At 33.1% G+C, this 11859-nt stretch carries 12 protein-coding genes, 3 tRNA genes and 1 pseudogene; 11 read left to right on the forward strand and 5 right to left on the reverse strand.

From position 1 onward, the window contains the following. Positions 1–240: 240 nt before the first annotated feature. The 4 genes from B0E44_RS15870 (at position 241) to B0E44_RS15885 (ending at position 2108) form a co-directional block, all read left to right on the forward strand. A tRNA-Ser gene (locus B0E44_RS15870) sits at positions 241–327 on the forward strand. A 14-nt stretch (positions 328–341) separates the two neighbouring features. Continuing rightward, positions 342–416: transfer RNA gene (locus B0E44_RS15875), tRNA-Pro, on the forward strand. Between the two features lie 31 nt (positions 417–447). Further along, positions 448–521: transfer RNA gene (locus B0E44_RS15880), tRNA-Arg, on the forward strand. A gap of 273 nt (positions 522–794) precedes the next feature. After that, positions 795–2108: a site-specific integrase gene (locus B0E44_RS15885; RefSeq protein ID WP_077377486.1), complete on the forward strand. Its 1314-nt coding sequence runs from the start codon at positions 795–797 to the stop codon at positions 2106–2108. Positions 2109–2153: 45 nt separating this feature from the next. Here B0E44_RS15885 and B0E44_RS15890 read toward each other — a convergent pair whose 3' ends face one another. Next, positions 2154–2438 (reverse strand): hypothetical protein, encoded by a 285-nt coding sequence (locus B0E44_RS15890; RefSeq protein WP_077377489.1) that lies wholly within the window; start codon positions 2436–2438, stop codon positions 2154–2156. 6 nt (positions 2439–2444) lie between these two features. After that, positions 2445–2696 (reverse strand): DNA-binding protein, encoded by a 252-nt coding sequence (locus tag B0E44_RS15895; RefSeq protein WP_077377510.1) that lies wholly within the window; start codon positions 2694–2696, stop codon positions 2445–2447. Positions 2697–3282: 586 nt separating this feature from the next. Between B0E44_RS15895 and B0E44_RS15900 the strand changes: the two genes are divergently transcribed. After that, complete coding sequence (locus B0E44_RS15900) at positions 3283–3405, forward strand: YHS domain-containing protein (RefSeq protein WP_077377492.1); 123 nt, start codon at positions 3283–3285, stop codon at positions 3403–3405. Between the two features lie 57 nt (positions 3406–3462). Here the strand turns inward: B0E44_RS15900 and B0E44_RS15905 are convergent, their stop codons facing one another. Beyond that, positions 3463–3852 carry a Fur family transcriptional regulator gene (locus B0E44_RS15905; protein WP_077377514.1) on the reverse strand — a complete coding sequence of 130 codons (390 nt, stop codon included), beginning with the start codon at positions 3850–3852 and terminating at the stop codon, positions 3463–3465. A gap of 137 nt (positions 3853–3989) precedes the next feature. Here B0E44_RS15905 and B0E44_RS18645 point away from each other — a divergent pair, with 137 nt between their 5' ends. The 6 genes and pseudogenes from B0E44_RS18645 to B0E44_RS19120 all read left to right on the forward strand — a co-directional run bounded on the left by B0E44_RS18645 (position 3990) and on the right by B0E44_RS19120 (position 9680). Further along, positions 3990–4337 carry a hypothetical protein gene (locus tag B0E44_RS18645; protein WP_124019362.1) on the forward strand — a complete coding sequence of 116 codons (348 nt, stop codon included), beginning with the start codon at positions 3990–3992 and terminating at the stop codon, positions 4335–4337. A gap of 67 nt (positions 4338–4404) precedes the next feature. Continuing rightward, a complete protein-coding gene (locus B0E44_RS15910; protein WP_077377495.1) occupies positions 4405–6789 on the forward strand; it encodes a TonB-dependent receptor domain-containing protein in 2385 nt (794 codons plus the stop codon). A 33-nt stretch (positions 6790–6822) separates the two neighbouring features. Further along, positions 6823–7422: a type 1 periplasmic binding fold superfamily protein gene (locus B0E44_RS15915; RefSeq protein ID WP_254423309.1), complete on the forward strand. Its 600-nt coding sequence runs from the start codon at positions 6823–6825 to the stop codon at positions 7420–7422. Between the two features lie 158 nt (positions 7423–7580). After that, positions 7581–8795, forward strand: coding sequence for a hypothetical protein (locus B0E44_RS15920; protein ID WP_077377498.1), 1215 nt, complete (start codon positions 7581–7583; stop codon positions 8793–8795). 68 nt (positions 8796–8863) lie between these two features. Continuing rightward, a pseudogene (locus tag B0E44_RS15925) lies at positions 8864–9259 on the forward strand (GTP-binding protein); the annotation flags it as partial. A gap of 58 nt (positions 9260–9317) precedes the next feature. Continuing rightward, positions 9318–9680 (forward strand): IS6 family transposase, encoded by a 363-nt coding sequence (locus B0E44_RS19120; protein ID WP_077377501.1) that lies wholly within the window; start codon positions 9318–9320, stop codon positions 9678–9680. A 154-nt stretch (positions 9681–9834) separates the two neighbouring features. Here B0E44_RS19120 and B0E44_RS15935 read toward each other — a convergent pair whose 3' ends face one another. Both B0E44_RS15935 and B0E44_RS15940 read right to left on the reverse strand, forming a co-directional pair. Beyond that, positions 9835–10449 carry a hypothetical protein gene (locus tag B0E44_RS15935; protein ID WP_077377504.1) on the reverse strand — a complete coding sequence of 205 codons (615 nt, stop codon included), beginning with the start codon at positions 10447–10449 and terminating at the stop codon, positions 9835–9837. Positions 10450–10831: 382 nt separating this feature from the next. Then, on the reverse strand, positions 10832–11859 hold a 1028-nt coding region (locus B0E44_RS15940), incomplete at its 5' end, for a sensor histidine kinase (protein ID WP_131828093.1).

Here is an 11859-nt window from a genome sequence, read left to right on the forward strand (position 1 = left end):
GGGAAAGGCAAGTTTAGAATAATACTTGAAAAACATTTAGTCTCTTGTATTAATGAATATAGACTCCTTCTGGTTTTATATTACCAAAAAGCTTTTTTATGTATGAAAGTTATGTCTTTGATAGTGAAGTCATTTGGATAAATAGTAGAAAAATATTAAAAAAAAGTGCTGAAATAGTTGTGAGAAACGTAAACATGTCTTAAATTTGCAACCGCAAAACAGGACACGTTCCTTGAGCTTGGAGAGTTGCCTGAGTGGCCGAAAGGACTTGTTTGCTAAACAAGCGTATGGGTAACTGTACCAAGGGTTCGAATCCCTTACTCTCCGCTTAATTTTGCTTTCGGGGTGTAGCGTAGCTCGGTTATCGCGCCTGCTTTGGGAGCAGGAGGCCGCAGGTTCGAATCCTGCCACCCCGACTAAAACTTTCCATAAAGTTTTAAAACAAATGGACGCATAGCTCAGCTGGATAGAGCACCTGCCTTCTAAGCAGGCGGTCGAAGGTTCGAATCCTTCTGCGTTCACTTAAACCAATTTTTAATTCGATTAAAAATTGGTTAAAACATTGAAAACCCGCATCTTTACTAAGATGCGGGTTTTTTTATTCTTCATATTTAAGTTCAAAAATTTCCATTCTTTCACTAAATTTTATGGCAAATTCGTGGCAATTTATTTAGAGAAAAAAACTGCCACAAAAAATGATTTAATTTATTATTTATCAACATGTTAATCTCATTAACGACTTGATTTTAAGATATTATAATTCGACCTTTATTAACTTCTTAAATTGTTGAATTATGTTAGAAAGCAGTTTTGGAATTATCTTCTTTTTGAAGAGTTCCGCAAAAATTACTAATGAAAGATATGTATATCTAAGAATTACTGTAGATGGTATTCCCAAAGAAACCTCCACTAAACGTAAGTGGGATATTAACCGCTGGGACCAAAAGACAGGGAGAGCAACAGGAAATAAAGAAGATGCTAAGGCGTTAAATTTCTTTTTAAATTCATTCGAAATGAAAATAAAGAAATATAGGGACGAACTTTCTGAAAATCGTGCGACTGTCAGTAGTATTAAACTAATTGATTATACTTTAGGTAAAACTACTTTAAAAAGTACTGTAATGCAGGAATTTCAATATCACAATGATCAAATGCTGGCACTAGTACATAAGAAAGAATATGCTATTGGTACCCATGTGCGTTACGAGATATCTAAAAAACATGTGAAAGAATTCATGCTTTTTAAGTATGGTATAGTAGATATGGAATTTAAAGAGCTAAATTTCGAATTTGTAAAAGATTATGAATTCTATCTTAAGACAGTAAAGAACATTAGTAATAATGCGGCGCTTAAATATATTTCTAATTTTAAGAAAATTGTTCTCATTGCAGTTGATAAGGAAATAATTTCAGCGGATCCTTTTAAACGTTTTAAATCTAAAAAAGTTAAAATTCCAAAAAAGCCTTTAACGAATCATGAATTGTCATTATTGGAAAAGCATAAATTTTCGACAGCTCGTCTAAGTGTGGTTAGAGATGTTTTTGTTTTTCAATGTTATACCGGTCTTGCCTATATTGATGTTTTTAATTTAAAACAGTCTGACTTAAAGGTTGGGGTCGATGGAGAGAATTGGATTATGTCGGAGAGACAGAAAACGGGTAGTGCTATTAATATTCCACTACTGCCTAAAGCAATTGAAATTATTGAGAGATATAAAAGCCATCCTCTTTGTATTGAAAGAGATTCAGTACTACCTGTGAGTTCCAACCAGAAAATGAATGAGTATCTTAAAGAAATAGCTGACCTGTGCGGTATTTTGAGTGCTTTGAATACCCATAAAGCCAGACGAACTTTCGGTAGCACTGTGACACTTAATAATAATGTACCAATTCATGTAGTAAAGGAAATGCTTGGGCATCAATCCATCAGTCAGACTGAGCAATACGCAATAACTGAACAGGTTTCCATAGGCCGTGAGATGCAGGGGTTGAAACAAAGACTGGCAGATAAGGAAAATAAGTCTGCTACAATAACCTTAGATGTAATTGAAAAAATGGAGAAGGAGTTACTTGAAATGAAAAGAAAACTAGCTAACTATAATGTCTAGTTATGTCAAGCACAATTAGAATCTGTTATAATTGTGCCTCATTAGTTATTTAAACAGTATTTCAACTTCACTTTTATAGCCAGGATTATATGATGGGGTGTATTTTATATATCCCATTGTTTGTAACTCTTTAAAATACTTATGATAGGTAGGTATGGTTTTTATATGTGATATTGACATAATTCTGCTTCTGCTGACTTCTATGATTTTGGATTGACCTTGTCTATATCCTAAATATAAAATTGCAGTTAGTAATGAAAAGTGCCATACATTTAATCTGATATCTTTTTCAAATATTTTTAAATATTTCAAAAGATTTTGCAGCTCCATAACCAATTAGTCTTTAAAAAGATTTGCCAGATCAGTTTTACTATAGTAGTACGAACCGAGTATTTTTCGGCATCGTACTTTTCCGGTTACCCGAAGACTTTGAAGAGACGCTGAAGAAATGCTTAATGATTTTTTTACAATACGACTTTTCAGCCAGTCAGGAATAAAATCTTCTTCTCTTTTACGATCATTTCGTATTTCGTTTATAATCATTTGGCTAAACTGTCTTAAATCGTCTTTTGTTATTTGCTCGTTCATAATCTTTCTCATTTATATTTTGACATCTCTCTACTAGTTGCTGTATAATTTTGATAATCTTCAAAATAAATTAGCTCATTATTTAAATAGTAAAGTTAACTAGTGTAATTGATAATTTCCTAATTAAAAAATGTTTAGGGTGTTTATGAAAACAAAACGGTCAGGTAAAAGCTTTGAATTTTCTCTTTTAAGCAGACCCAGAGATACAAATTTCAAACCATTTTCTCCAAGATTTGAAGAAATTAGTGTACTTTTTAAGGCTTTTTTGTAGGTTAAATATGAAAATAAAATTGAAAGCTGTTTAATGTCCTGTTGGGGTTAAAGTATTAAAAAAGTCCAAATTCTGTTAAATTATATTTATTGCAAGATTCTCTTAATAGATAAATTTATCATGAAATGGGATTAAAATTAGACGAAAAGTTCTATTATGATTAGTAATAAAAGTAAAAAAATATTTTTTGTTACAGTGTTTTTTAGTTGTGCTAAAAAAGAAGCAAGCGTAGTGACATAAACAACCAGTCTTATTGACCCTAAAAATCCGTTAAACAAAATGAAATACGATAAGAAAATTGATTTCTATTGAAAAATGGACATTATCAAATATGGTGTTAGCGATACAACACAGTACGAAGGCAAATTGCATGGCTTTTGTTCTACGATGTGCAAACATGAATTCTTAATGAAACCGGAAGAGTATTTGGCGAAATAGTAAACGAATACTCCATTTATCTATCTTATCAAATGCCTAAAGATTTTTTAGGGATTTTTATTTAGTAACTCTGCAGATAGGACATAAGCCAGACAATGAAAAATTTACTTGCTTGACCAAATAATTTTCAGGCATTACAAAAGTCGGCTTAACCGAATCCAGACAAGTTATGGAAAGGCAGTTTTCGCAGCTAGAATGTACGTGATTATGAGTATGCTTTTTATCGTGATGGTGATGACAACTGGTATATTTCACAATTCCATCAGGCGTAGCAATTTTATGAATCACATCCTCATTGACCAAGCAATCAAGAGTTCTGTAAATAGTAACCTTGTCGCGTAAATCTTCCGTTAGTTTTAGAGTTTTAGAATTGGATAATGCCGCATCAGAATGCATAATCAGTTCTAAAGCATCCTTTTTGGCAATGGTGTAGCTGGTTTTCTTCATTTCTTGCAAAATAACAATGCAAAAACCTTGCATTTTAAAATAGAATTTATAATCTTGCACCATATTTGGATTAAGAAAAGACAATAATAAATCAACTGTCTTTTAGATTTCACTTATTTGTGGAGCAATTATCAGGAATGAAAAAGAAATTTATCATAATCAATGTTCTCCTGTCCTTGGCAGTATTGTTTTCAATACTGTTGCAGTCGGTACATGCTTATGGACACCATTCCGAACAATTTATAGACAAACATTGCTCTCACGACCATTCGAAGAATAAAACGGAAGTAACCCACGGTCATCATATTTCTGAAAAATGTTTTACTTGTGATTTTAGCTTTAGCTCATTTACTTCCACTGATTTTTGTGTGTTTCAATTTCATAAAAACAGTACGTTTACTACTTTCCCTTCATTCTTCTCACACCAACATTCTTCCTTTTTTAAAGGAAGTCTTTTCTCGCTTCGTGCACCTCCATTGTTTTAAAATAGCTAAATAACATATCATTTTAAGATTTAAAATGATTCGCTTTTATGTATTTTAAAATAGAATAATGTCGAAAAAAAATCTCGTTTTTTTCTGGCTTATTGTGTTTGGCAATAGTATTTATTCGCAAAACACAGTAAGTGGAAAAATACTTTGCCAAGAGCCTATTAGCTTCTCGGACATCCATATACATATTGGTAAAAAAAATAGTAGCAGTGATGCTTTAGGCAATTACCGTGCTTATGATCTGCCTAATGGAAAAACTACTATAAACATTTCTCACATTGGGTACCAATCCATCGATACCGTTATTGACCTAAAAAGCAATTTAAAAATCGATTTTAGATTGAAGCTGAACACGACCAATCTTAACGAAGTCGTTATCCCGCAAAAATCGAATAGTACCAATAAATCGGTTGTGGAACAGCAAATCAAAGTAGAAACTATTGAAAAATACAGCAATCAATCCTTGGGCGATGTATTGAAAGAAGTAGCCGGAATATCGAGTCTAAAAACGGGAAATACAGTTGTAAAACCAATTATAAATGGCTTGTACGGAAGTCGGGTTCCAATCATTAACAGTAATGTAAAACTCGAAGATCAGCAATGGGGAACGGAACACGCTCCTAATTTTGACATTAATTCGGCAAACAAAATTACAGTAATAAAAGGGGCTTCGGGCTTGGAATACGGTGGTGATGCTATCGGTGGATTAGTAATTATTGAACCTTTGAATGTAAAAAAAGACACCTTATTTGGAAAAACGATGCTCAATCTGGATTCAAATGGAAAAGGCGGCTCCATAAGTTCGAGCATTCATAAAGGAAATGATCTGGGTTGGAGTTGGAATGCTTTGGCTACCTTTAAATATATGGGCGATAAACAAGCTCCCGATTATGTTTTGTCGAATACCGGAAATCGAGAGATTAATTTTTTGGGCGATCTTAAACACACTTCCAAAAAATACGATGCCATTGCTTTTTACAGTTATTACAAATCGGTAATTGGAATTTTGAGCGCTTCGCATACCGGAAATGTGAATGATTTATACCAATCGATTAACAATAAAATACCATCTGTTATTAATGATTTTACTTATACTATTAATAATCCGAAACAAGATGTAGCGCATCAAATTGCCAAATTCAATTTCAATTATTACTTCAACGAATCGGCATTTATATCGTTTCAATATGCTTTTCAATTTAATAAAAGATTAGAATTTGATCTGCGAAGAGGCGATTATAAAAATACCGCAGCTTTAGATTTGGATTTAAAAACCAACACTTTAAACATTGATTACAAGAAAACAGGTCACGACTGGATTTTAAAATCAGGAATAACTGCGAGTACCCAAAAAAATTTTGCCAATCCTGCAACTGGAATCCGGCCATTGATTCCTAATTATGATAAAATTGATTTTGGTGCTTACGGAATTGCGAGCTACAATTTTTTGGATAGTTTTTCTGTCGATTGCGGATTGCGTTATGATTTTTCGAAAATTGATGCGACCAAATTCTACCAAAAATCAAGATGGGACGAAAGAGGCTATAATGAAACTTTTCCTGAATTTATCGTTGGCGATTATGGAACGCAATGGCTTACCAAACCTAATTTTACTTTCCATAACCTCTCGGCAAGTACTGGTTTTCATAAAAAACTGGAAAGCAATTGGAACATTTTTACCAATGTAAGTTTTGCATCCAGAAACCCAAATCCTTCGGAGTTTTTCAGTGACGGACTTCATCATTCTACAGGCGTGATTGAGTTGGGCGATTTGAATCTGGACAAAGAACAATCGACTAAATTATCGGTAACTATCCAGAAAAAGTTCAATCAATTTTCTTTCGAAATCAACCCTTACATCAATCAGATTCATGATTATATCTTTTTGAAACCCGTTGGTTTTGAAACGACAATTCGTGGCGCTTTTCCCGTATGGGAATACCAGCAAACCAATGCTCGCCTTTTAGGAATCGATGTTCAAACGCATTGGAATATTAACAATCAATGGCAACATTCGTTTTCGCTGGGGTATGTAAATGGGAAAGACAGTAGCCGAAACGAACCTTTAATTGATATTCCGCCATTGAATCTAAACAACAAAATTCGATTTTCTAAAAAAGAATGGCATGAACTTATTCTAGAACTGAAAAGTGAAATCATACTGAAACAAAAGCAATATCCTGACAACAATTTTTATACGAATATTATCGAAAATGGAGAATTTGTATCGGTTTTAGTAGACATCAGTACGCCACCGCCAGCCTATCATTTGCTGCATTTTTATTCGGAAATGAAATTCAATACTTTCAAAAAATCGACCACCACGGTATCCTTTGCTGTTCAAAATATTTTCAATGTTTCGTATCGGGATTATTTAAACCGTCAACGATTTTTTGCTGATGAAATCGGGCGAAGCTTTCAAATTCAACTCAAATTCAATTATTAAACCTTTATAACTATTAATTTAAATTCAAACAAAATGAAAACACCAATTTTAAAAATCAAAAATTTCAAACTTTATGTGCTTGCCATTGCAACAGCATTGACTTTTTCATCCTGTAACAACGACAATGATGATCCAATTCCAGTAAATGAGGAAGAGTTAATCACAACTGTTACAGCAGTTTTTACTCCTGAAGGTGGCGGGACGGCTGTTACTTTGCAATACAAAGATTTAGATGGCGAAGGCGCAAATGCTCCTGTGGTTACTGTTTCAAGCGCTTTTGCAAAAAACAAAACTTACAATGGAACTGTAACTTTTAAAAATGATTTGGCCAATCCTGCTGAAGACATTACATCCGAAATTTTGGAAGAAGGCGAAGAGCACCAAATTTTTTATCAAAAAACAGGTACATTAAATGCTTTAACATACGGAACATCGAGCAGTAATTTTGATAAAAACGGAAAACCAATTGGCTTGCAATCCGTTTTTACAACTACCGAAGCCGCTTCAGGTACTTTAACCATTACTTTGAGACATGAGCCAAACAAATCGGCTACAAATGTTGCTTCCGGAGACATCACTAACGCAGGCGGTTCAACCGATGCCGAAGTTACTTTTTCCATTTCAGTTTTATAATAAATAACTGATTCCGATTATTGCCTACAAGGTTTCTTTTGAGGTCTTGAGTGTTTCTTATGCCCAATTTTTAACACTCAAAAAAAATGAAAATTCTTGATAATCAACAACTTAAATTGCAACTTTTAAAATAAGTAATTACTTTTAAACCATTAACTATGAAAAACAAATTTCACAAACTGCTATTTTTATTCGCTTTATCTGCTTTTGCAGTCTCTTGCAGCAATGATGAAGATCACGACCACGATGACCATCTAGAAGAAACAAATCAAGAATACAAATACTTGAGAGTATTGGTTTCGGATGAAAAAACGACCGAACTTTCTCTTGTAAATCCGGTTGACGCAACGGCAAGTTTTTTTAATGCTAAATTTCCAAAATCGGCACTTTACACGACAGAATCAGGAAGATTTGCTGGAATTATTCACAGAGAAGACAACACGGTTGAAACTTTCGACAGCGGATTTGAATTCCACGGAGATCACGTGGACACAAAAGGAACGCCAAAATTTGGTGCTTTAACAGGAAGTTCGCTTTTACCAACCCATTTTAAAAGTAAAAAAGGAGAGTTATTAACTTTTAATGATGGCGACGGTACTTTATCAGTAGCTAAAGAATCTGATGTACATACTCCAGGCTCAAAATTCACCACTATAAATGCCGGACTTACAGCACATCACGGTGCGATGGCTACTTTTTCAAATGGAACTTATGCCATTACCGAAAAAGACAATTCACTTTCAGGAACACTTCCTCAAAAAGTTAGAATTATAGATAATACTGGAAAAACACTATTTGATGCAAAATTAGTGACCACTGGACTCCATGGAAATGCAACCGATGGAACTTATGCGGTTTTTGGTTCTGGAAGTGGTATTCTTGTGGTTGAAAGCAATGGCAATCAAAAGTATGTTGCACATCCTGCCGATTTCGGAACGGCCTGGTTTGGTACTATTTTAGAAACGGCTTATGCGGAGAAATTTGTTGGTTACACCGCTGCAAAAGGCGCTTATTTGATTGATGTGGTTAATAACACGGTTAAACCGATTATCGAAAACACGACAATTATGCAGTGCAAAGTGAGTTATAATCACAAAAAACTAGGCATATTATTGCATTCAGGTGAATTCAGATTGTTTGATTTAAACAGTTTATCATTAGACAAAACTGCCACAATAATTGCCGCAACTGATACAAAATCAACACAAAAACCGCAATTGGAGTTGACTGAAAAATTCGCTTACATCACTTCGCCAACTACTGGAGAATTGCTTCAAGTGAACCTTTTGACTTTGGCTATTACGAAAATAAAAACTTCTGCAACGCCATACCGAATTACCATTTTTGGATACGAGAATAGTGTAGCGCACTAATTTTAAGTAAGTCATAAATATTAAAGGCGTACAGTAAATTGTATGCCTTTTTTTAATCTAAATTTTAAATGAAAAAATTACCCGTAACCGTACTATCAGGATTTCTTGGAGCTGGAAAAACTACTTTGCTTAATCACATTCTGCACAACAAAGAAGGACTGAAAGTTGCTGTAATAGTAAATGATATGAGCGAAGTCAATATTGACGCCAATTTGGTAAAAGCTGAAAATACGCTTTCCCTCACCGAAGAAAAATTGGTCGAAATGAGCAATGGCTGTATTTGCTGCACGCTTCGGGAAGATTTGATGATTGAGGTAGAAAAACTCGCCAAAGAAAACCGTTTTGATTATTTATTAATCGAAAGTACAGGCATCAGCGAACCGATTCCGGTAGCACAAACTTTTACGTTTGTAAACGAAGACAAAAACATTGATTTATCCCGTTTTATTTATATAGATACTATGGGGCTCTGTCGCATCTAAAGTTAAGTTTTACCTTTGCCTTTTTTAAATTCTTAAACTAATGAATACAAAAGGTCATTGTTATCCGAAGTTTATTATTCTGAAGGCAGTATATTTTAAACTTAGGTTTACGTTAAGTTATTGGGATGTTGAAGAGATAATGAAAATGCGTGGAATTCAGGTTGACCATGCAACAATTCAACGCTGGTTATATAAGTTTGCACCATTATTGGAGACGGAAATGAAGAAACGTAAATTTAGAGTTGGAATTAGTTGGAGGATGGACGAGATCTATATTAAGATTAAAGGGCAGTGGTGTTATTTGTTCGGAGCAGTTGATAAATTTGGTAATACGGTTGATTTTCTATTAACTAAAAGAAGACAAAGGACCTGTGCCCAGTCATTTCTAATCAAGTCGATATAAAACAACTGCAAACCCAGATTAGTAAATATTGACAAGAGTGGCTCAAATATTAATGCGATTAAAGTTTATAACAATCGTTCATTTTCTAAAATAGCAACCCGACAATGTAAATACCTTTTTTAAATTATCCGGGACAATTGCCTCAGGAGTGCCTTCAAAAAAAACGCATCGCATTTTCTACTGAAGTGACAAAATCTTCCTTTTGCTGGCTCATGGAAGCTTCGGCATACATGTATTGACTGGCTCCCAATATGGTCATAAAAAATTGTACTTTTTTGATTTCCCCAGTGTCGTTATCTATTATGGAGAGTGTCTTTCCAGCATAATCCACATACATTTTATCACCGGCTTTGTGATTCATATGCATTACTGTATTGACTCGTTTACTCCATGCTTTGTAGTGATGAGCAAATTGTGAGCTCCTGTAACCATCAGGATTTATGTCAATATATTGTTCCCACGTATGCTGTATGGTAATGCCAACTTTTTTTAGTTCACGCTCCATTTTAGGGAAAAAATTATGGAGTGTCTGCAATTTGGAACTAATTGATTCCACATTAGTCTGTGAAAACAAAAGTTCTAATTCTGGGTCTGTTTTTTCATCAATTAATTCAAAGCTTAATCCGAGGACTTCAAATAAAGAAATATACTTTTTTACCTTATTCCTGGAAAGGGATAAGTAGCTACTTATAAATAACTTACTCTTTCCATCACAATATAATTTAATTACTTTTCTAATTTCACTCATGTCTGTTATTTTGCTTGCCATAATCCGTATTTTTTTAACGAATTTATGGTTCTAGCAACATGAAAAAGGCAGTAGTTTTAATAATCAATTTACCCCGAAATTAGGTGGTCAATTTGAACTGGAAAGTGGTGGTCAATTTGATCGGTTTTTCTAATTAAGAAGTAAAATGCTACCAATCAATAACTGCTGGTTGAATTATTTGAAAATTGGATATTTCTGTGCTTTGTTATTTAGACAGAGGAGCATTTGTATAAAAAAAACAAATTATGAAATTTTTTATCCTTACAATTATTTATATTAGAAGTGGTAGATGATCAAATTGTCAATTTATAGTTAATACAATTATTTTCAATTGATTCTAATTATACTATTTTATTTAGTAAAAGTATTTCTTAGATTTTTTTTATCTAATCTTAAATTTAATAATTACTGTAGTTCCTAAAGATTGATCTTCCTTTTTTCTATCTTCAATTATTAGAATAACCTTTGGTATGTCAGATGAAGCATTTATTACATCTATTCTGTTTTTAACAATTGTTGTTGACCAAGATTTATAGACATACTCCCTGTTTTTTTTCAACTTTTCGGCAGCTTCCCTTCCTATACCATTATCTTCAACCTTAACAACACAAAAATCATCTTCAATAAAACACCTTATCTCTATCACTTTTTCACCCGTTTCTTTTGGAGTTATACCATGAATAATTGCATTTTCTACAAATGGCTGAATTAGCATCCCTGGAATAAATATTTCTTCTTTATTCCCTATGGAATCTTCCGTAAAGATCGAAAAATTGAATTCTCCGTTTAGCTGAAGACTATTAAGTAGTAAATAGTTATTGATGTAATCTAATTCATCTTTTAAAGAAACTAATTCTTGCGTAGACATGTCTAAGGTAAGGCGTAGAAGGCGCGAAAATGCACCAAAGTATTTATTTGCTTCTTTTTCTCCTTTCAAAATCATAACGCTCTGCATATTATTTAAAATATTAAACAGGAAATGAGGATTCATTTTTGCCTTTAGTGCATTTGATTTTAAAATAATTATTTCCTTTTCTCTTTCAAAAATCCTTTTCTGCTTTTTAATTCTTCTTTTAAATTCATAAATTACAAATGCAATTGACAATAGAATTATAAAACCTACAAAATAAGGTGTCTTGAAGAAAAATTGTTCAACATTTATATTTATTTGTTTGTATATTTCAGATCCGTAAAAATCTTTAATTTTAAGTTCTATAATAAATTTGCCCGCTTGCAGATTATATAATTTAAGTAATCCTTTTTCACCAAGATTTATCCATCCATTTGTTATTCCTTTAATGCGATAGTAATGAATATTTCTTCTGTTATTGAACATATCATTTGTAGTGAATTCAACTGAAAAATAATTTTTATTATAAGGTAGATCAATAGTATTCCACTTATTTATAT

The sequence above is a fragment of the Flavobacterium sp. A45 genome, from assembly GCF_002001005.1.
Taxonomy (GTDB): domain Bacteria; phylum Bacteroidota; class Bacteroidia; order Flavobacteriales; family Flavobacteriaceae; genus Flavobacterium.

Excerpts from the sequence above, each read along its gene's own strand:
- B0E44_RS15885 (WP_077377486.1), top strand. The coding sequence starts at position 795 with ATGTTAGAAAGCAGTTTTGGAATTATCTTCTTTTTGAAGAGTTCCGCA.
- B0E44_RS15890 (WP_077377489.1), bottom strand. The coding sequence starts at position 2,438 with ATGGAGCTGCAAAATCTTTTGAAATATTTAAAAATATTTGAAAAAGAT.
- B0E44_RS15895 (WP_077377510.1), bottom strand. The coding sequence starts at position 2,696 with ATGAACGAGCAAATAACAAAAGACGATTTAAGACAGTTTAGCCAAATG.
- B0E44_RS15900 (WP_077377492.1), top strand. The coding sequence starts at position 3,283 with ATGGACATTATCAAATATGGTGTTAGCGATACAACACAGTACGAAGGC.
- B0E44_RS15905 (WP_077377514.1), bottom strand. The coding sequence starts at position 3,852 with ATGAAGAAAACCAGCTACACCATTGCCAAAAAGGATGCTTTAGAACTG.
- B0E44_RS18645 (WP_124019362.1), top strand. The coding sequence starts at position 3,990 with ATGAAAAAGAAATTTATCATAATCAATGTTCTCCTGTCCTTGGCAGTA.
- B0E44_RS15910 (WP_077377495.1), top strand. The coding sequence starts at position 4,405 with ATGTCGAAAAAAAATCTCGTTTTTTTCTGGCTTATTGTGTTTGGCAAT.
- B0E44_RS15915 (WP_254423309.1), top strand. The coding sequence starts at position 6,823 with ATGAAAACACCAATTTTAAAAATCAAAAATTTCAAACTTTATGTGCTT.
- B0E44_RS15920 (WP_077377498.1), top strand. The coding sequence starts at position 7,581 with ATGAAAAACAAATTTCACAAACTGCTATTTTTATTCGCTTTATCTGCT.
- B0E44_RS19120 (WP_077377501.1), top strand. The coding sequence starts at position 9,318 with ATGAATACAAAAGGTCATTGTTATCCGAAGTTTATTATTCTGAAGGCA.
- B0E44_RS15935 (WP_077377504.1), bottom strand. The coding sequence starts at position 10,449 with ATGGCAAGCAAAATAACAGACATGAGTGAAATTAGAAAAGTAATTAAA.